The organism is Psychrobacter sp. Rd 27.2 (assembly GCF_001921755.1).
Lineage (GTDB): Bacteria > Pseudomonadota > Gammaproteobacteria > Pseudomonadales > Moraxellaceae > Psychrobacter > Psychrobacter celer.
This window is the reverse complement of the sequence record NZ_MRYB01000013.1, coordinates 25443-46746: the sequence shown is the minus strand read 5'-3', so window position 1 is coordinate 46746 and position 21304 is coordinate 25443. Positions and strand designations below refer to the sequence as shown.

Annotated in this window: 15 protein-coding genes; 7 read left to right on the top strand and 8 right to left on the bottom strand. The window is 48.9% G+C overall.

The annotated features are described in order from the left end of the window. Nucleotides 1–281: 281 nt before the first annotated feature. Nucleotides 282–1841, bottom strand: coding sequence for a cell wall metabolism sensor histidine kinase WalK (locus BTV99_RS10780; protein WP_075102365.1), 1560 nt, complete (start codon nucleotides 1839–1841; stop codon nucleotides 282–284). Beyond that, nucleotides 1841–2536, bottom strand: coding sequence for a response regulator transcription factor (locus BTV99_RS10775; RefSeq protein ID WP_075102364.1), 696 nt, complete (start codon nucleotides 2534–2536; stop codon nucleotides 1841–1843). Before BTV99_RS10775 ends, BTV99_RS10780 begins: the two co-directional genes overlap by 1 nt. A 219-nt stretch (nucleotides 2537–2755) precedes the next feature. Between BTV99_RS10775 and BTV99_RS10770 the strand changes: the two genes are divergently transcribed. After that, the gene (locus BTV99_RS10770; protein WP_256713778.1) at nucleotides 2756–3340 is read left to right on the top strand and encodes a Spy/CpxP family protein refolding chaperone; all 585 of its coding nucleotides are present in this window, start codon (nucleotides 2756–2758) and stop codon (nucleotides 3338–3340) included. A gap of 91 nt (nucleotides 3341–3431) precedes the next feature. Here the strand turns inward: BTV99_RS10770 and BTV99_RS10765 are convergent, their stop codons facing one another. Next, the gene (locus BTV99_RS10765; protein ID WP_075102362.1) at nucleotides 3432–5039 is read right to left on the bottom strand and encodes a hypothetical protein; all 1608 of its coding nucleotides are present in this window, start codon (nucleotides 5037–5039) and stop codon (nucleotides 3432–3434) included. A gap of 36 nt (nucleotides 5040–5075) precedes the next feature. Further along, nucleotides 5076–6956 carry a hypothetical protein gene (locus tag BTV99_RS10760; RefSeq protein ID WP_075102361.1) on the bottom strand — a complete coding sequence of 627 codons (1881 nt, stop codon included), beginning with the start codon at nucleotides 6954–6956 and terminating at the stop codon, nucleotides 5076–5078. 227 nt (nucleotides 6957–7183) lie between these two features. On the opposite strand from BTV99_RS10760, the gene ggt reads away from it, so the two are divergent. From ggt to BTV99_RS10730, 6 genes are all read left to right on the top strand, one after another. Beyond that, the gene (ggt, locus tag BTV99_RS10755) at nucleotides 7184–9112 is read left to right on the top strand and encodes a gamma-glutamyltransferase (protein ID WP_075102360.1); all 1929 of its coding nucleotides are present in this window, start codon (nucleotides 7184–7186) and stop codon (nucleotides 9110–9112) included. A gap of 334 nt (nucleotides 9113–9446) precedes the next feature. Beyond that, the gene (dnaE, locus tag BTV99_RS10750; protein WP_075102359.1) at nucleotides 9447–13151 is read left to right on the top strand and encodes a DNA polymerase III subunit alpha; all 3705 of its coding nucleotides are present in this window, start codon (nucleotides 9447–9449) and stop codon (nucleotides 13149–13151) included. 140 nt (nucleotides 13152–13291) lie between these two features. Continuing rightward, a complete protein-coding gene (locus tag BTV99_RS10745) occupies nucleotides 13292–13669 on the top strand; it encodes an Hpt domain-containing protein (protein ID WP_075102358.1) in 378 nt (125 codons plus the stop codon). A gap of 42 nt (nucleotides 13670–13711) precedes the next feature. Beyond that, nucleotides 13712–14608, top strand: coding sequence for an RNA methyltransferase (locus BTV99_RS10740; protein ID WP_075102390.1), 897 nt, complete (start codon nucleotides 13712–13714; stop codon nucleotides 14606–14608). 238 nt (nucleotides 14609–14846) lie between these two features. Beyond that, entirely contained in the window at nucleotides 14847–15770 is a 924-nt protein-coding gene (cysE, locus tag BTV99_RS10735; protein ID WP_075102357.1) for a serine O-acetyltransferase, read from the top strand. 205 nt (nucleotides 15771–15975) lie between these two features. Then, on the top strand, nucleotides 15976–16710 hold the full coding sequence (locus BTV99_RS10730; protein WP_075102356.1) for a glucose 1-dehydrogenase: 735 nt from the start codon (nucleotides 15976–15978) through the stop codon (nucleotides 16708–16710). A gap of 72 nt (nucleotides 16711–16782) precedes the next feature. On the opposite strand, the gene BTV99_RS10725 is transcribed toward BTV99_RS10730, so the two are convergent. The 4 genes from BTV99_RS10725 to BTV99_RS10710 all read right to left on the bottom strand — a co-directional run bounded on the left by BTV99_RS10725 (nucleotide 16783) and on the right by BTV99_RS10710 (nucleotide 21301). After that, nucleotides 16783–17355: a 2-amino-4-hydroxy-6-hydroxymethyldihydropteridine diphosphokinase gene (locus tag BTV99_RS10725; RefSeq protein ID WP_083608627.1), complete on the bottom strand. Its 573-nt coding sequence runs from the start codon at nucleotides 17353–17355 to the stop codon at nucleotides 16783–16785. 10 nt (nucleotides 17356–17365) lie between these two features. Continuing rightward, complete coding sequence (folB, locus tag BTV99_RS10720) at nucleotides 17366–17776, bottom strand: dihydroneopterin aldolase (RefSeq protein WP_075102355.1); 411 nt, start codon at nucleotides 17774–17776, stop codon at nucleotides 17366–17368. Between the two features lie 51 nt (nucleotides 17777–17827). Continuing rightward, nucleotides 17828–18775, bottom strand: coding sequence for an EamA family transporter RarD (gene rarD / locus BTV99_RS10715; RefSeq protein WP_075102354.1), 948 nt, complete (start codon nucleotides 18773–18775; stop codon nucleotides 17828–17830). Between the two features lie 216 nt (nucleotides 18776–18991). Continuing rightward, on the bottom strand, nucleotides 18992–21301 hold the full coding sequence (locus tag BTV99_RS10710; protein WP_075102353.1) for a bifunctional prephenate dehydrogenase/3-phosphoshikimate 1-carboxyvinyltransferase: 2310 nt from the start codon (nucleotides 21299–21301) through the stop codon (nucleotides 18992–18994). Between the last annotated feature and the right edge of the window lie 3 nt (nucleotides 21302–21304).

Genomic DNA, 21304 nt, shown 5'->3' with positions numbered 1-21304 from the left:
AACCTAAAAGTTTCATCGTGTAAGACTATGTACACTCTCTATATATTCATAATATCGAATATATAGAGAGTGTACATGTCACTCTTCGGCTATTTACTACCGCTTATCGGAATATATTCATATAAATGAATACATTCTTTTCATTATCTCTTATTTATATTAAATTACCTCCATTTTTCACAAATTTTCGTTCGTTGTTCTGATACCAAGCACACCTTTTCGCAGGTATTCGTTACTTATTAAAAAGGTGCGGCAACCATGTAGATCATTAATGAGACACTTTATATTTCAATAGGTAACACAATCTGCACTATCAGCCCTTGGACACCATCAAGACGATTATAAACGTCAATTTGGCCTTTATGTGCCAGCACCACCGCATGGACGATCGCTAGCCCTAGCCCATAGCCGCCAGTGTCGCGGTGACGCGCCGAGTCTAGCCGTACAAAGGGCTGAAAAATACGCTGCAAGTCTTCATCCGCAACGCCGCCGCCCTCGTCTATGATGCGGATTTGAATGGCAGGTTTTTTGCCATCTATCTTTGCTGGTTTAATCTCAGCAATAACCGTTGAACCAGCTGCTGTGTGCATAAACGCATTACGAATGACGTTTTCAAGCGCACTATGTAACTGTTCTTGGTTGCCCTTTACCGTTGATTGTAGGGTTGGTGGCTGCCAGTGCCAATGGACGTTTTTGTGCTGAAATTCAAAACACACATCTTGTCCAATCTCACTGATAATCTCAGAAACATCAACCCAGTCATTTTCTACGTTATCAGTGGTGTATTGTTGCATCTGTAGCGACTGGATATGAATGATTTGTTCGATCAGCTCATTCATCCGCGCAGACTCTTTGTCGATACGGTCGAGGTAGCGATTGGCATTGGGGGCAAAATCTCGCGTCAGTTCGGTCGCCACATCAAGACGCGCTAAGGGCGAGCGCAGCTCATGCGAGATATCACTAAGCATCTGCTTGCGCGCCAGCTCACTCTCAGCCAGCCGCCTTGATAGCTTTGCCACGTCTTTTGCCAATAGACCCAGCTCATCATCGCCCATTTTTGCCAGCTGGGTATCCGCCTGATAATCACCAGCAATCATGCGATGCACCGCATGTTGGACGCGGCGCATACGCTGGGTCAATGTCCGGCTAAGCCAAACACAGACCAAGACACTAAAGAGAATAATTAGCAGCAAACGTACCGAAAAATTATTCCGCTGTAGCGCGACGACATCGGCAAAACGCAGGTGCGGACGCAGCTGTATAATGACAGATTGACCATCTGACAGCGCGATGGTCTTGTCCGCCAGCTCAGGGCGCATCTCGGGGTCTGCTATCGTGCGCTGAGCCATCATCGATTGCCAATAAGGATTGCGAGTGTTGTTTGACATACTGGCAGTATCGTCAGAGCGGTGATGATCTAGGGCGGGTGCGGCGGCTACATTTGGCATGGCAGGCATTGATGGCATCGGATGCATGGGCGCACGCGGCATAGCTTGCCTGCCGTCTTGACGGTCCGCTTGGTCTCGATAACGCGGAAAGATAATAGCGCCTTGCTCGTTATAGACTCTGATTTGACTCATCAGCCGCCGATCCTCACGGTACATCTGCCTGACTGATGCAAAATCGCCCGCTTGCAAAGCAGTAGCCATCTCCTGACGCTTAATCAACAACTGCTCAATCTGCGCTTCCATACGCGCGGTCAGCGCTTTTTCGACCAGTATCCGCTCTACCACGATGGATAAAATAGAGGTGAGTAAAATCGTCAACAACAGACTCAAAAACAGCCGCCAAAACAGCGTGATTCTGGGTCGAAATGTAGAAGTATTTGCGGAATATGTCATTACAGTACCAGCTGATAGCCTTTCCCACGAATCGCTTTGATCGGCTCATCATGGAAAGGCTGGAGTTTTTTGCGCAGGCGTGAGACATGTACATCAAGGCTGCGATCAAAGGGCTGTAGCTCACGCTGCAACACATGCTCTGATAGCCATGCTTTACTCACCACCTCGCCTTTTTGCTTGAGCAAGGCGACCAACAAGTCAAACTCGGTGCCTGTCACTTGTAGCTCTGTCCCATCTATTTGACAGAGTCGCTGGTTTTGATCCAAATGTAATCGGCTCTCAGGTAGCGGCATGTGCTCTAACGTACTATCAGAAGCACTAAGACGAGTGCGTTTTATCACCGCATTGATACGTGCCAACAGCTCACGCGGATTGCAAGGTTTGGTAATATAGTCATCCGCGCCAAGCTCAAGCCCAATGATACGATCAATCTCCTCGCCTTTTGCCGTCAGCATGATGACCGGAATATCACTAATGGCCGGCAGTTGCCGCAGCACACTGAGCCCATCGATTTTGGGCATCATGATATCGAGTACCAGCAAATCATAAGCGGTGGCAGTGCTGGTGTTTTTGAGTCTTTGCATGACCGCTTCACCATCGTGCACGCAGTCACAATCAATACCATGATTTTGCAAGTATTCTTGTAATAACTGGGTCAACTCTTCGTCATCATCGCCGAGTAGTATGTTTGGCACTGCTGTCTCCTCTCCTTAAGCCTAAGATCGCTTTGTTGCCTATATTATCAGGCATGAACTTATCATAACGCCATAAACGTTACCTTTCTTAATACTTCATAAAGTATCGCAACCTTTAACTATCGTAAGATAGCACCTATCAATAACTTATCGCACTTATCGCCATACTGGCAAGATAAGGTATTTATTGTTTATTTACTCAAATTATAAAAGGATCGTATGATGAAAAAACTACTTATGGGCACAGTATTGGCCGCCTCTAGCGTATTTGCTGTCACCGCCTGCACCAGTGTCAATGCAACGACTGATACCGCACCTGCCACCAGCAAAATGCAAAAGCATCATCAAGGCGGCATGAAAGAAGGTATGCACAAAGGCGGTATGCATAAAGGTGATATGAAAGACGGCATGCGAGGCCCCCTGTCACAGCTGGACTTGAGTGCCACGCAGCAAGCACAAATCAAAGCCATCATGGAGGCCAAACATGGCGACCGTAACGCTGAGCGCGCGCAACACAAAGCAGAACGGGCGCAAATGCATCAACAAATGCAGGCATTGACCACTGCCAGCACGTTGAATACGGCCGCGCTTAACCGTCTAGCGGATCAGCAAGCGGCTAAATTCAAACAGCGTTTTATTGAGCATGCTCAGACCCAGCACGCCATCTCGCAAGTGCTAACGCCGGAGCAACGCGCCAAACTTGCCAAACTGCGAAACGAGAGAATGGCAAAAATGACAAAAGGTCAGCATGGCTCTACGCATGGTGAGATGCATGGCCAACCGCATCAGCATCAAGGCATGTAGTAGTTATTATTACCCGCTACATCTCTCAAAAAAAGCGCATCGTGATAACGGTGCGCTTTTTTGTATAACTCTGATGATAGCTCAATACTTTTTAATCGGTACTGCCCAAACGCTCTTGTGCCAGCGGTAGCGCCTTAAATATCATCTTGCCTATCGCCGTGCCATTACCATCGCGATAGTACTGCATCAGCTCGCGACCATACTCGCGCGCATCAACACTATTGCGCGCATTTGGTACTTGTACATCGCTTGGTAAGTTGGGAAATGCAGCGTCTTTTGGGCGAATAGCAGAATACTGCTGCATGGCATCCATCACGACACCTTTATGCTGATTGGTCTCGCTAGGAAACTCACGCCGCAGATGCTGCCAGATGAGACTGCCACGTTTATCAATGCCGTATAGCGTTTGCACGTTTGGCGTCTCTGCACCGGTATCTACTGTACGGCTGGCGACCGTATCATCAGCGGCGTCTATACTGTTTTTGATTATTGTCAGTACTTGCTGTACCAAGGCCTTACTGGTAAAAATGTCAGGCGCTATATCAGAAGCACTGTCATTGACAAGCTCTGGATACTGCTCGCTTATCCGCTCATAAAAACCACGCATATACTCTTGATATGACTGCTCGTGACTGGCCGCGCTTTGAGTACGGCGGATCACTTGCTCACTTGCCAGCATTGCGGGCATCTGGTGCGCTGGCAGCTTAGGAGATAGCGCAGTCAAAGACGTGGCCGCGACGTACTCAAACTGACTTGCTGGTGCTGCGGCAAATGCGGCATCGAGCGCGGCAAAATGATGGGTGATCACTGCTTTGCCAAAGCCTTTGGGTAACGTGCCATCGTCCAGCGTGACTTTGAGCCATTTGTTTTGCCATGTCGTGCCAAGTTTGTCGTCCAATAGCTTTGAGTTAATCATCGCAAAATTGTCCGCCCATAGATAAATATCACCGTTTTTAAAATCGATATAGACCGGTTGGTTGAGGCTACTTTGATGATTACGCGCTTGGTATTGGGCACTGGCAAGCATGGTCGCTTTGCCCGCCATCGGCTGATACACGCCTTGGGCGTTGATAGACAACGGTTTTAGTAGATAGGCATCGAGTAGCTTTGCTTTTTTGATACCCTGCGCGGTTGGCTGCGCGTCATAATTATCAAACAACTTTTGGTAATCAGCAGGCACACTTACCTCACTGTCGTATTGGCTGTCTTGCCATGCTTGATAGGCATCCGTACAGGCTAGATAGGATTGTTTGATGGTCGCACGCTGAGCGTCATATGTTGTCGCCGATATATCTTGCTTTTGTCCTTCTGCCTGCGCCAATAATGCCGCATAGGCCTCGTCATGCGTATCTTCGCAGTATTGATAGATATCATCAGTAGTGACTGGGTTGTTAGCACCATTGTTGGTAGTGCTTTGAGACGTTATACCGTCAAACTGCTGCTTATTACTAATCTCAAGGTTGCTATGATAACGAAAGGACTGGCGACGCTGCGCTTGTAGCGCGCTTGCGACGGCTGTTTTGGCAGCTACTGAGGTTTGGGTAGCCGTCATGGCATTAGACTGTCCAAGGCTGGTCGATTGACACCCTGTCAATAACGCCGCGCCTGCGACAAGCGCGCTGGCAAATACCGCATGACCATTGATAATAGTAGATGCACGTGGCGGGCGGCTGGTATGAGTTTGCTGGGATTTTTTCATTTTTTATCCTTAATAGGGAGAGTTAACAAGACAGACCTACTGATCCGCTAGCTTGCTATCGATGCCATACTTGGCCGCATCGTCATACAATGCCTCATCGTTGTCGTTCCAGTCCTCACTATTACCACTGTCATAAACGCCACCCTCTTCATCAGTATTATCAACATCGTAACGATTTTCATCATCATACTCGTAGTCATAGCGTGCATAACGAGCGCTTCGCAGTCTGTCTTTTTGTTGGCGTATCTTCGCAAGCCACGCGTTGCCATCGATGGCAGGCTTGGCATTTGCCCCAAAAGACTCGGCCAATAAAGGTGTGAGCGCATGGTCGTTAAAGCTGGCCTTATCATAACGCACTTGGTTGAGTACGCTGGTGGTCGCACCCATCAAATCGCTACCGACATTTAGCCGTTGCTGCTTGGCCAGTAGCCGATTTGCGCGATCCAAATAGTAGTAGTTTGTTTGATTAAAGGAGATGGGACCGATCGCTTCAATCAGCTGTAGCAGTGCGCCGACATCCGCGCTTTGATAGCCTTTATGGTATAGCTGCGCCTTAGCAAGTGCAGCTTTTAGCATCGCTCCATCAGGATACTGTGACGGATTGGCATCGACATGCTCTTGTAGTGACTGGGTCATATATTTTAGGATTTTGCCGACCAGCTCACCGCCTTGCTTACTACCGATATATAACTTGACAGCATGGCTGGCCCCCACTTCTTTGGCAAATGCGTCATTACGTATATCAACGGCGCTAAAATACTCTGGTGCCAGCTCGGCCATACTCTTCTGTATCGCAGCAAGCGCAGCATCATACAATACCGTAGGCGGCAGCTGCTCGGTGATGCTCTTAGGCAGACCAAAGCTGACCGTATGAGAGGCCATCTCCTGAGGCAGCGGGGTATTTTCAGGACTGGCCAGCGCCACAATCGGCATGATGGCCGATGGGTCTACCATGATACGACTGTCATTAAAATCCAGTGCGAGCGGTATCTGTATGGATGAGCTAAGCGTTGGGCTGACATAGTCATAACTATAGACGCTACGTAGCTGGCGCTGTTTGGGCCTGAATTGGCTGACGCTATTAAATGTCAAATGCTGATATTGATAGGCGTTGGTCGCAGCGATTTGCTCAGGTGTGCGATGCAACATAGCAAGCATCTGACCGATGGCGCCGGTAGTTGGCATCGGTTTGTCATCGCTCGCCACTGGCTGCTGCTTGGCGGCTTGCATGGCTTCATAGCTCTTTAATAATGCCTTGGGTTTGACATCTTGCACGCCCGGTATCAACCCATCGTCTTTAGTATTGGCGCTATACTCATCATCAGCAAACGCTTCATCTGCATCGTCAGCAAACTCACTATTATCATCAGCAGCCTCGTCGTCTATCGCTTGCTCTTCTTGATACGCATAAGTTTCGATGATGGTTCTTAGCAGACTGCTCGCGCCAGCATCGATACTGTCTGGATCGATAAAGGGTGCCATATGATAATTGGCCTGCGCGACGGCCACGTGCTCACTGGCGAGATGCTGACGAATGGCAGCAAGCAAACGTGTCTTTGCCTGAGTCTCCGTATTGGGATAGCTCTGCTGGTCAAACAGTTGCTCATAGCGCGCAGAGCTGGCTTGTAGACGGTCAGTAAAGACGCGGCCCTGTGCTTGGTTTACTGCACTGTCTGCAACCTCAAAGTCGATGAGCGCATCTGATACCGCGCCTGAGGAGACGCCAGCGCTTGTCTGACAGCCCATCAATACCAATGACGTACCACCAAGCAGCAGCGCACAACCGGTCGCCGTCAGTGTACGTGATAAATTTCGATGTTTGTTTTTATGATAAATCGCCACAGGCGCAGTTACCTCATGCAGCTGCGACCTACAACCAGACTGTCGACTGCGATGATTGCTATGAGTAGATGACATAAAGGTGCCTTTATTTAATGGGTAAAATAAGGATAAACGCGTATGATACTTATAACACAAAGCGTTACAATTTAGTAATATTAGCGTGCGTTTCTAGGCAAAAGTCTGTATTGTTTTTATCTATTAGAACCTTCCCTCTCATATTTTATATTTTTATATATAAAAAACCTCTTACTCAGACTTATGAAATACCCAAACTTTACCACTCACATAAAAAGGACTTTGCCATGCCAAATCTGTCTGGCCACTCTCAACCACCCATCATCACCACATTAAAATCTGCGATGCTCATTGCTAGCAGTACATTATTGCTATCTGTATCAGCGCACGCACTTGAACCAGTAACACCAACTGATGCCAATGTGATAAATAACACCTCAATCAACACCAGTGCGATCAATCTGGCCATCATGACCGATAATCCGACGGTCTTGTCTGAAATCAAGCGCATCACACCAGCGAAAACCAATACGCTGACACTCACAACCAATAAAACAAAAACCGAGCAAGCTATCTACTCCGAGGATGCCATTCATCATCCCGTCTGGGCCAAAAACGGCATGGTCGCAACTCAAGAAGCACTGGCCTCTGATATTGGCTTACAGATTCTAAAAGACGGTGGCAATGCCGTCGATGCTGGCGTTGCGGTGGGTTTTGCCTTAGCCGTGACACTACCTCGGGCGGGCAACATCGGTGGCGGCGGCTTTATGATGATTTATGATGCCGAGCAAGGCGAAACGGTGGCACTCGATTATCGCGAAAAAGCCCCAAGCAGCGCCTCACGTGATATGTATCTCGATGAGGACGGCAATGCGGTAAGTGATTTGTCTCGCTTTCATGGCTTAGCTGTCGGCGTACCAGGGACAGTCGCAGGACTGCTCAAAGCGCTAGAAGACCATGGCACCATGAGCCGCGAGCAAGTGATGGCACCAGCGATCGCACTGGCTGAAGACGGCATAGAAGTCACCGCTGGCTTGTCGGAGTCACTAGAAGCCTTAAGCGATCGCCTACAAAAGTGGCCCAGTACCAAAAAAGTGTTTTTTAAACCTGACGGCAGCGCGTATCAACCTGGCGAGCGCTTGTATCAGCCAGAGCTTGCCCGCTCCCTAAAGCTCATTGCCACTCAAGGCGCTGATGGCTTTTATAAAGGTGAGACGGCTCGTAAACTTATCAAAGCTGTAAATGAGGCTGGCGGTCGCATGAGCTTGCAGGATTTGGCCAATTATGAAGCCATCGCTCGTACGCCTGTGACAGGCGACTACCGTGGCTATAAGATCGTCTCTATGCCGCCGCCCTCCTCTGGCGGTATTCACATCGTGCAGATTTTAAACATTTTAGAAGGCTATCCACTACAAGACTATAGTCACAATAGCGCGCAAACCATTCACTTGATGGCGGAGGCAATGCAACTGGCTTATGCTGACCGTGCAGAGTATTTGGGCGACTCAGACTTTATCGATGTGCCAGCGAGCGGCCTTACTTCTCAAGCCTATGCCGATCAGCTGCGCACCTTGATTGATCCAGACAAGGCCACGCCAGCGAGTACGATTAAAGCCAACAACCCACTGCCTTACGAGAGCGACCAAACCACGCATTTCTCTATCGTGGATAAAGACGGCAATGCAATCGCCAATACCTATACGCTGAACTTCTCTTATGGCACCGGTCTGGTTGCAGACGGCACAGGCATATTACTAAACAATGAGATGGATGATTTTTCTGCCAAGCCTGGCACGCCAAATGGCTATGGGCTACTAGGCGGTGAGGCAAATAGCGTAGAAGCCAATAAGCGGCCGCTATCCTCGATGAGTCCGACGCTGGTATTTAAAGACGATAAGCCGTATATTGTAACTGGTAGCCCAGGCGGTAGCCGCATCATCACCACCGTCACTCAAATCATCTCCAACGTCATCGATCATGATATGAATATCGCTGAAGCCACGCACGCGCCGCGTATCCATGACCAGTGGCTACCTGATGAGATACGAGTAGAAAAAGCACTGAATATCGATACGATCACAAAGCTAGAATCCATGGGACACACGGTCAGTCCAAAAGCCGCTATGGGCTCAACACAGTCGATTATGATAACGCCAAATGGTGTCTACGGCTCCTCTGATCCGCGTATTGTCGATGCAGCGGTGGTTGGGTATTAAACAAATCTTCATATCAGATCTAACCTGAATCTTACTTATAGTCTTTATCTGATAAGCGTTACGTATTGATAAAAACCTCGTTTTACTTCCTCTCAAAGCCTTTTATATCAGCATAGTATAGAAGGCTTTTTTCATATCAGCACCTGCCAGCAAAGACAGGCTATTTCTTATAGCACCCACCGAAGCTGTAGCTGTCAACAGCAAATAATGCTATGATGTCCAGCTCAATTGAGCATTTGCGACAAAGGCTTTTACGGCCTAAACTTCCCATATAAACCACGCAAAATCCGCTAATAAAACCTATTGTTATTGACCGCACCAATAAGAGTCCTCTATGGCATTTGTACACCTTGGCATTCACAGCGAATACTCCATCACTGATTCTATCGTGCGCATCAAGCCGCTTATTAAAGCGGCGGCAGCTGACAATCAGCGTGCGCTGGCGTTGACCGACCTCTCCAATCTGTACGCGACGGTGAAGTTTTATCGCACTTGTCTTGGCGCTGGCATCAAGCCCATCATCGGCAGTGAAGTCATCATGGATGATGAAGACACCAGACTGACGCTGCTGGCCATGGACAACGAAGGCTATCAAAACATCACCCGTATTGTCTCGCTTGGCTTTACCGAAGGCCGCGCCGACCCTGACAATCACGGCACCCCTGTCATCAAGCGCCGTCATATCTTAGAGCACGCAGCGGGTGTTATTGTGTTGTTTGGCGAAAAATCAGACGTCGGACATGCGCTAGTCAGCTCTATGCCAGAAAATGCCGATGTGCTGATCACAGAGTGGCAGGCGCATTTTTCTGATCGCTTGTACTTTGCGATCAAGCGTACCAACCGCTCAGGCGAAGACGCTTTTATCAAAGCGGCGATACACGCTGGTGCCAAGCATCAACTGCCCATTATCGCCCACAATGATGTGCGGTTTTTGGAGCAAGAGGACTTCGATGCTCACGAAGCCCGCGTCTGTATCGCAGGCTCGTACGTACTGGCTGACCCTAACCGTCCGCGCTTGTATTCAGATGAGCAGTATCTAAAAACCCAAGACCAAATGGCGCAATTGTTTGCCGATATTCCGCAGGTGGTCGACAATACCATCCGCCTAGCCACCCGCTGTAATGTGACACTAACGCTAGGCATCAACGTGTTGCCTGACTTTCCTGTGCCAGAGGGCGAGACCATTGAGTCTTTTTTTCGGGCAGAGTCACAGCGCGGTCTTGATCACCGATTGGACAAGCTCTTTCCTGTGGAAGAACGTGACGAGAGCTGGAGCGACTTTCGTCAGCAGTACGATGAGCGCCTAGAGTATGAGCTCGATATTATCTTATCTATGGGATTCCCCGGTTACTTCTTAATCGTTATGGACTTTATCCGCTGGGCCAAGGCCAATGGCGTCCCTGTGGGGCCAGGTCGCGGCTCTGGTGCCGGCTCTTTGGTTGCGTATGCGCTCAACATTACCGATCTCGACCCCATTCATTACGACCTATTATTCGAGCGCTTCTTAAACCCTGAACGTGTCTCTATGCCCGATTTCGATATTGACTTTTGTATCGAAGGTCGCGACCGTGTCATCGATTATGTGGCGCAAACTTACGGCCGTGAAGCGGTCTCACAAATCATCACCTTTGGTACCATGGCGGCAAAAGCGGTGGTGCGTGATGTGGCGCGGGTACAAAGCAAGTCGTACTTCTTGGCCAATAAAATCTCTAAATTGATTCCGAAAACACCTGGCATCACCTTGTCTCAAGCACTCGAGCAAGAACCACAGCTCAAAGACTTAATCTCTAATCCTGACAACATGGATTATGAAGATGCCATCGAGATTTGGGAGATGGCGGTCAAATTAGAGGGCGTGTGCCGCAACGTCGGCAAGCACGCCGGTGGTGTCCTCATAGCCCCGCATAAAATCACCGATTTTAGCGCCATTTACTGTGACGATGAGGGTCACCGTGTCAGCCAGTTTGATAAAGACGATGTCGAAGATGTCGGTCTGGTAAAATTTGACTTTTTGGGCTTGCGTAACTTAACCGTCATTAATGCTGCGGTCGAAAACATCAACCAACGCCGCGCACGCGAAGGCAAAGACGCGCTGGTACTAGAAGATTTACCGTTAGATGACAAAAAGACCTACAAACTCTTGCAAGAGGCCAAAACCACAGCCGTCTTTCAGCTAGAAAGTATGGGCATGAAAAAATACTTGGCCAAGCTGCAACCAACCAACATCGAAGACGTCATCGCCATGTGCGCCCTCTACCGCCCAGGGCCACTCGATGCCGGTATGGTAGAGATGTATATCGACCGTAAGCACGGACGCGAAGAGGTCATTTATGACCATCCCAACCTCGAGCCAATTTTGCAAAACACCAACGGCGTTATTGTCTATCAAGAACAAGTCATGCAAATCTCGCAGGTCATGGCCGGCTACAGTTTGGGTGGCGCGGATATGCTACGCCGCGCCATGGGTAAGAAAAAACCTGAAGAGATGGCCAAACAGCGTGATATTTTTGTCACCGGTGCCACCGCACAAGGCATCGATGAAGCAACGTCAGGCGGCGTCTTTGACTTGATGGAAAAATTTGCCGGTTATGGCTTCAACCGCTCGCACTCTGCTGCTTATGGCGTCCTTGCTTATCAGACCGCTTATCTCAAGCAGTACTACCCTGCCGAATTTATGGCCGCGGTACTGACATCCGATATGAACAACACCGACAACGTGGTGTTCTTTATCAATGACTGCCGTGAAAACTTTGGCTTGACTGTAGACAATCCATCGGTAAACCGCAGTGAGTGGCACTTTGTCGCTGATACGCCGACCAATATTATTTACGGACTTGGCGCAATTAAAGGCGTGGGTGAAGGTGCGGTGGAGTCTATCGTCGATGCGCGCCGCCGCGGTGGGCCGTTTAAAGACTTATATGACTTCTGCCGCCGTGTCGATATCAAAAAAGTCAATAAACGCACGCTTGAGGCACTGGTTAGTGCTGGCTGTTTTGATGACTTTGCCGCGACGCTGCGACCAGACTTACCAAGTGACGCCGCCTACGAGATTCGCGGCGCACTCATGAGTCAGCTGCCAAGCGCAGTACAGGCCGCGGAGCAAGACCGCCAAAACAATGAGCTTGGCATGATGGACTTGTTTGGCGAGATGGACGGTGTGGTCGCCGCCCCACCGCTCAAAATGACGCCAGAGCTGATCTGGGGTGACAAGCACCGCCTCAAAGCAGAAAAAAACACATTAGGGCTATACCTAACTGGGCACCCGATCAATGAGTACTTGGATGAGCTAAAACACTATACCTCTGGCGCCCGCCTTGATAAGCTCACAGACACAGGCTATAACGGCAGCTGCTACTTTGCCGGCCTTATTATCGATATTGCCAACTTTGGCAATCGAAATGTCATTACTTTAGATGATGGCACCTCACGATTAGAGGTCAGCTGCTATGCTGAGCGTTTCAATCGCGTCAAAGACCAGCTGAAGGTGGATGAAGTGGTCATTATCAAAGGCAGCATCCGGGAGCGTGATGGACGCCTATTTGCCCGTCTTGATAATGCCATGAGTATGGTAGATGCGCGCCTGCGTTGGCTCAAAAAAATCAGTATCAAAATCCACGGCAGTGACACGCGCCTACTCTCACGCCTACAGCCGATACTCAAGTCCGCCCAAGCTGATATCATCCCCGCGCCTAGCTTGACTCAGCAAGATGAGCCAGACGATGCGACCTTCAATGGCAACTACGATCCTGCGATGGGTGGGAGCTTATATGATGAGGATGGCAATGACTTATTGGCGCTAGAGCATGACATGCAACAAGACGCGCTGCAAAATGGCAGCCCTTATAGCAATAATGCGCTGAGTAACACTGACGCCTCCATTCATGATAACTGTCTGCCGCTTGGCCTGAGCATTTATGAAACGTATGGCATCGCCAATGTAGGACTCTCTGAGCATTGGCGCATCTATCCAAATGATGACAATTTACAACAACTAAAAAGCATGGTGAATGAGGACAACTTACATTTTCATTATAGCTGACGCTGGGCTTTTAGCCGTGGCCTCCTATAGCGATGTCTACTCTATCCCTTGACGATAGCAATTTTATTGCTTGTGATTTAACTGATTTAACTGATTTAACTGATTTAACTGATTTAACTGACAATATTGGACCTAATACCATGGATGAGAACCCACATAATAATACCGCCGACCAAACTGTAGAGATCCTCAATGATGAGCAATTTGAAGACATGCGTGACTTGCTCGAAGAGGACTTTGCCGATTTGATTCAAGTATATCTCACTGACAGCCAGCAGCGCATCCACAGCCTACGCATCGCGCAACAACAAAACGATAATGCCAATGGTTTTGAGATTGCCCACGCCCTAAAAGGCGCCAGTGCTAATCTGGGGACGACCCAGCTGATGCGTCTTAGTAGTCAACTCCAAGAGCGGTGCCGTGAGCAGCGTATCGGTGAGCAGGCGGCGCTGATCGAGGATATCGCAGCAGCGCTACAATGCGCTGAGCAAACCATCAAACAGCGCATGGAGCAATAAATGAGCCAAAGTCCTTTATCAGTGACAACGTCGCCATCATCCATGCCAATCAACCATCCAGCAACAAGCATAGACGACTACTTATCTTGTATTCAGGTCGTCATGGTCAATACCACCTTGCCTGCCAATATCGGCTCAGCGGCACGGGCCATGCATACGATGGGATTGTCACGCTTGACAGTCGTCGACCCTAAGCGGCCTATCGATGAGACCAGTGTATCGCACGCTGCAGGTGGCCATGAACTGCTGTCAGCGGCTGTGATTGCCCCAACGCTAGAGTCGGCGATCGCTGATTGTCAGCTGGTGTTTGCAGCTAGCAGTCGCAGTCGTCATATGCCGCGCCCTGTCGTCACGCCCACACAAGCGGCCAAAATCATTTTTGATTTTATCGATAGTCAATCCACCTATCAGCCTCAGACCACGGCCGAGACCGCACAGGATAATACTGCTGGCACCCACAAACCAAATATCGCGATATTGTTTGGCCGCGAAGACCGTGGTTTGACCAATGAAGAGCTGGCCTATGCCGATTACCATATCCAAATCGATGCCAACCCTGCCTATCCGGTACTTAATGTCGCCTCAGCGGTACAAGTGATTGCCAGCTTCATCTTTGCTTATGCGCAAACCCACACTCAGACAGCGACGAGCCCAAAGGCTAATGCTGACTCTAATAAAGCCGCAGCACGCTCGATGATTGATATGACATTACGCCAACAGTGGGATGAACCGGCCATCACTCAGCAGCAGCAACAGCAGTTGACCGAGCGCATGACAGCGCTGATGGTGCAGCAGGGGCTGGCAGACAGCACAAATCTAAAATCATTACCAGCGCGGCTATCGCGGCTCGGCTCGCGCTTACAGCTGGATCAAAAAGAGTATCAGCTGTTAAGCGCACTTATCGCCAAGCTTTTAAAAGATAGACCCCAATCATCATAATAAAAGCCACCAGTACAGATTTTTTGGGTTTGGTCGGCCAGCGATAGCCTGCTATTATTAGGGCGTGTTATATTGGATGGCTCAGATTGTAAGTACATAGAAATAAGTGCATAGAAATAAGTGCATAGAAATAAGTATATAGAATAAGCATCAGGATTAGCACCCAACACTGACCACACCGCCATACTTTACCGACCAATAAACGGACCAACAGACCGACCAACAGATAGGACACTTTATGTCATTGCCAGCCAAATTGTTCAAATCGCTTGCCAGCATCAAAAAAGACCTAAAAGAAGATGTCGATGCGGTATTCAACCGTGATCCTGCCGCACGCAATAGTCTGGAGGTCATTCTCACCTATCCTGGTATTCATGCGCTTATCTTGCATCGCGGCGCTCATTATCTCTGGAATCACGAACAAAAACTGGCCGCCCGTGTGATCTCTTACGGCTCGCGTATCGTCACTGGTATCGAGATTCACCCTGCAGCCAAAATCGGTAAGCGGTTTTTTATCGACCACGGTGTCGGCGTGGTCATCGGTGAAACTGCAGAGATTGGCAACGATGTCACCTTATACCACGGCGTCACTCTCGGCGGCGTCTCATGGAATAACGGCAAACGCCATCCAACGTTAGAAGACGGCGTGACCGTAGGCGCTGGCGCAAAAGTTTTGGGGCCATTTACTGTCGGTAAAAATGCCAAAATCGGCTCAAATGCGGTGGTGGTCAAACCTGTGCCAGCCGGCGCTACCATGGTCGGCAGCGCAGCGCGCATGATATCCGATCATCACGATGAAAAAGGCAACCCCATCGCCACTAAAGTCCAAGACGCCAAACAACAAGAGAAAGTAGCCCAAGCAGGCGAAGGCGACACCGGCAAAGACCAAGCGCAAAGCACATCGGCCAAAGCCAAGCGCCGCACTACTTTTCAAGCTTATGGTATCGACCCCTCTTCTCAAGACCCAGTGGCCGAAGCGTTTGCAAAAATGCTTGAGCATATTCAGCAGTCAGAAAATCGCCTAGATCAGCTGCAAACCGCCATGTGCGAGATTGATCCTGATTTTTGCAAAAAGAAGTATGACAAGCTTTGTTTAGAAGATTTAGATGTGATCGGCCTCTCTGACATGGAAGAGCTGACTGACGAAAAAAACAAGTCCTAATGACCTACCGTAGCCTCTGATACTCTTTTAATATAGTCAATCGCACATAAAATTGGCACAATTGATATCACGTGCTACTGGTATGCATTTTGCGCCGCATCGAGCAGCGTTGGCACAGCACACAAGAAAAATGAATGCTCGTAGGACGAACTTATTTTAAAGCAGATGCACTATACTTATAAATAAAATAACACTAGGAGATACCATGGCACGTCTACAAGATAAAGTTATAATCATTACAGGCGCAGCTCAGGGTATGGGCGAGACTCATGCTCGCTTGTGTTTGGCAGAAGGCGCAAAAGTCGTATTGACCGATATCAACGCTGAAAAAGGTGAGGCGCTGGCCAAGGAGCTTGGTGATAACGCCTTATTTGTCAAGCATGACGTCACCGATGAAGAGGATTGGTCAAAAGTCGCGAACGCAACTCAAGAAAAATTTGGTCAAATTGATGTATTGGTCAATAATGCTGGCATCACCACACACAAATCTATCCTAGACACCTCGGTTGCAGACTACCGCAAGATTCTAGAGATTAACCAAGTATCCGTCTTTTTGGGTATGAAGGCCGTCATTCCAGTAATGCAAGCCGCCAAACAAGGCTCGATCATCAACATCTCATCGATTAATGGCTTGGTTGGCGGTGCTATCGGCTATACCGATTCTAAATTTGCGGTGCGCGGTATGACAAAGGCGGCAGCGCTAGAGTGCGCCCCGCACGGTATTCGCGTCAACTCCATTCATCCCGGCGTCATTGCTACCCCGATGATTATGCAAGGCGATACCAAAGATGCGGTTGAGGCCTTTGCCAAGACCATTCCGATGCGGCGGGTGGCGCAGCCAGAGGAAGTAAGCAACATGGTGCTATTTTTAGCATCAGATGACTCAAGCTACTCGACGGGCGCTGAGTTTGTTATTGATGGTGGTTTGACAGCGCAGTAGTAAGCGTGATGTCCATAAAAGCTGGGTATGTTGCCCAGCTTTTTTTGGTGTTTGGAAAAGTTTTAAAGCCTTTTAACCGATAAAACCGCTCTTTGAAATCAATTCTTCAACCCCTGCTGTCTCGTGTGCTTTGAATGGATAACGATCCGCCATTATTATCCATTGTTCTGAATACTCTACTATTTTTGCAGATATTGATTTATTGCTTAGGCTATTTTTGTTAAGCCCAGTTTGTATAAGTAAAATGTCAATATCCATGGTGACTTTTTTTATAGAGGTTTGAGCTGCTGTTAAACGCTGCCGATGGCAGTCACTTTCAATGAGTTTAAAAGCCTGCTGTAGCTCCTGCAAACTCATCGCCGTATCCAGAGATAAATACGCACACTGATTGGTATAGTCAGGCTTTGGCTGCTCTTGAGTGGCGGTAAAGTCAGGGTTTTGAAAAGACGTAGAGAGCTGCATACGGCCAAATGTGGCCAGTTTTTCACGTGCATCAGGCAAATAGTAGTCAGCGTGATAGTTGCTGCCCAAAGCCAGTACCACTGCTGTCACCGCGTGCGTTTGCAGCTGTTCAGGCTCATGTATTTCCAGACCTGCAAGATTCACACCAGCCAGACCTTTATGCCTCTCATACGTCTTAAACATTTTAGGCGTCTTATGCATCATAACTTTGACTGGCAGGCTGCTCGCTATGACTGGCTTTTGCAGATCGGGTGATTTGTACCCCAACGGCGTCTGCGTGTTTGATTGCCGTCGGCTTAGCCATGCTCAGCGTGATTTTATGACAAGCGTATTTGGCAAGCAGTTTATCGGCGATTTTCTCAGCCAGATGCTCAAGTAGCTTTGCTTGAATGGCTTGGCACCACTCGCTGACATCCTCACAAACTGCCTTATAATTTAGTGCATCCTGTACATCATCTGAGGCGGCAGCAGCACTGATATCCGTCTCAAGTGCGATATCGATCTGCAGCGGCTGAGTGATAGCGCGCTCCCATTCATAGACACCGATGACGGCATCTACCGTCAAGCCTTTGACAAATACCACGTCAGACTGAGTATGCAACATGCTTTTATCCTTGTTTACTGGTTTTTTAGGGAGTTTGAAGCAGACAGATGATCATGCTTTTTGGCGCAAACGCGCAGCCTTTAGCATCTTACTTGGGCGATGACGCCACAAGTCAATGCTAAACAACAATAGACCAACCCAAATCAAGCCAAAGACGGCCAAACGGTGCAAGTCAAATGGCTCTTTATAGTAAAATACTGCCAAAAAGAAAATAAAGGTCGGTGTCAAATAGTTCATAAAACTTAAAATACTATAAGCCACCAGCTTGGTTGATTTATTAAATAACAATAGCGGTATCAAAGTGATGGGGCCTGCCAGCATCAATAGCCAAATGTTTGATGACAACCAAAAACTGATCTGACTACTCACCACATCGGCCTGCCAAAACCACCACAGGCACATCGGTACCAGCATCGTCGTCTCCACAAACATCGCATCGATGGCGCTCAGCGGTGTTTGCCGCTGAATGGTACCATATGTGCTAAAGCTAAACGCCAGTATCAGCGAAATCCAAGGTAAGCTCCCAATCATCACCACCTGAATAATCACAGACAATAGCGCAAAACCAATCGCCACCCATTGCAGTGTCCGCAAGCGCTCTTTGAACAAAATCATCGAGAGCGCCACCCCTACCAGTGGCCCGATAAAGTAGCCCAAACTGGCCTCAAGTATGCGGTCATGGTTGACCGCCCAAACATAGGTCAGCCAGTTGGTGGCAATGATCAGACCCGATATCAGCGAAAACACAATCCACCTAGGGTTTTTCTTTAAAGTGTCTATCCAGCCCCAGCGTTTGGTGACGACTAAGACAAGCAGCAGACAAGCAAAGGTCCAGACGATACGGTGTCCGATGATCTCAGTGGCGTCATAGGCGGCCAACTGTTTAAAATATAAAGGAAACCCGCCCCAGATAAAAAAGGCCATAAGCGCGGTGACAATACCACGTCTGGTGGTTTTGATAGGCGTCACGGGTTTTTTGATGACATTTTGAGTGGTCATAAGTCAGTACAACTTAATTTAGAGCAAAGCGTACTGTTGCAGACTGCGCCTGATGATGAGCGTATTTAGGCGAGCGGCAAAAGCACAGGGTTACTACAGACAGAATAAAAGTGAAAAAGCAATGCATTGACACTCATAATAGTATCAATGCATTGCTGACAATAACGGTATTTGAACCCTTATGGCGTTTAATACCTGGTAAAAGTCCTAACGCTGTTAGGCGCGGCTATCGTGAACCTCAATAGACATGCCTACTTGATTGGCAAGCTCGGCAAATCCTGGAAAGCTGGTATTGACCGTCTCAACGCCTTCGATGGTGATCGGCTTGGATGCGCGCAAGCTAGCAACCGCAAAGCTCATGGCGATACGATGGTCATGATGCGAGGTAATATGTCCGCCGCCAAAAACAGGTTGGCTGTTATTTACTTCATTGCTGTCAGCATTACTACCCTTGCCTTCAATGATCAGACCATCCTCAGTCACTGTACAATCAATACCGAGGGTTTGTAGACCATCTGCCATCACAGCAATACGATCGGACTCTTTGACGCGCAATTCTTTAGCACCAGTCAACACTGTACGACCTTGCGCACAACTGGCAGCGATAAACAGTACTGGGAACTCATCAATTGCCAGTGGTACTAGATACTCTGGGATATCAATACCTTGCAGGTTTGAGCTGCGTATCGTGATATCAGCCACTGGCTCGCCGCCCACATGGGTTTCATTACTTAGGCTGATATCAGCATTCATCAGCTTTAAGATATCAATGATGCCGGTACGAGTTGGGTTAATACCCACTTGCGTTAGGGTCAATTCGCTACCTTGACTGATGGCCGCGGCGACCATAAAGAAGGCGGCAGAAGAGATATCCGCAGGCACGGCGATATCGCCACCTGTGAGCGTACCACCGCCTTCGATACTGACACGATTGCCATCGACGGTCACAGGATAGCCAAAGGCTGAGAGCATACGCTCGGTATGATCACGGCTAACTTCAGGTTGGATGACCGTCGTGGTGCCGTTTGCCCACAGTCCCGCCAATAGCAAGCAAGACTTCACCTGAGCAGAAGCAACTGGCATGTCATACTCTACCCCTTGCAGCGGCTGGCCAACCGTATCACGGCCAGTGATGCTTAGCGGCGCGGTACCATCATGACCCGTGCTTTGGATCACCGCACCCATGTCACGTAACGGTGCTGCCACCCGCTCCATCGGACGCTTATTCAGACTAGTATCGCCTGTCAACACACTATCAAACGACTGGGCGGCTAAGATACCGGCTAGCAGGCGCATACTGGTGCCTGAGTTGCCCATATACAGTGGTGTTTTGCTGGGTTTTAGACCATTCATACCGACGCCATGAATGGTCAATCTGCCTTTATCAGGGCCTTCGATGCTTACACCCATGTCACGGAATGCTTGCAAGGTAGCCAGCGCATCCTCCCCTTCCAAAAATCCAGTGACGTTGGTCACACCTGTGGCCAAACTGCCAAGCATGATGCTGCGATGCGAGATAGATTTGTCTCCAGGAATGGTAATAGTGCCAGAGACGGTGTTGCTAGGGGTGATATTATAAGAAGCTGACATAGCAGAGGTATCCGTATAAGGGGTGCTGGCTAACATATGGCCAAAATGTCGCCGTGCGGCTTGCGCGCGGCCCAAAAGCCCCATCAGGGCGGTTGAATCTTTATCAATGATAAGCTGACGCATGGTCTGTAGATAGACGCCGTACTCATCAAGGGCGCTGATAATCGCGCGCTCGTTGGCAAAAAATATATCATGCCACATCTTAGGATCGCTGGCAGCGATACGGGTAAAGTCGCGGAATCCACCAGCGGCATAGCGAAACATATCCAAATTGTCATCATGACTCGCCAATTGCTCGACCAGATTAAACGCCAGTAGGTGCGGCAGATGACTGGTATGCGCCAATATTGCATCGTGATGATCGGCCGCCATCGGCATGACAGTCGCACCCACTGCCTCCCATAACTGCTGCAGCTTTGCAATTGCAGAAGAGCTGGTGGTGGCGAGCTCACAGATTATCACGCTGTGGTTGACAAACAAATTGGCGCGTCTGGCATGATACCCTGAATTCTCCGCCCCAGCAATCGGATGCGCGGGTACAAACCCCGTTGGCAGTGCAGCAAATACCGATTTTGCTGCCTCAATGATATTGACCTTGGTACTACAGACATCCGTAATGATACAGTCTGTAGCCAGCTGGCCGTTGTCCATTGCCGCTTTGATATCGGTAAATACGGCTTGCACCGCTTGCACCGGTACGGCAATGATAAGTAAGTCGCTGCCTGCCACCACGTCAGTCAAGCGCGTGCTACCAGCATCGAGCAAGCCATGTTTTATGGCTTCATCCACGCTTGGCACATGTCTATCAACCGCAACCAAACGCTCGCTTAGCCCATTGTCCTTGATGGCTTGGGCGAGGCTTGCGCCAATTAGCCCAAGACCGATCACGCAAACTTGTTTGAACAATAAAGGGGTTTTATCAAAAGAGGATTGCATAGG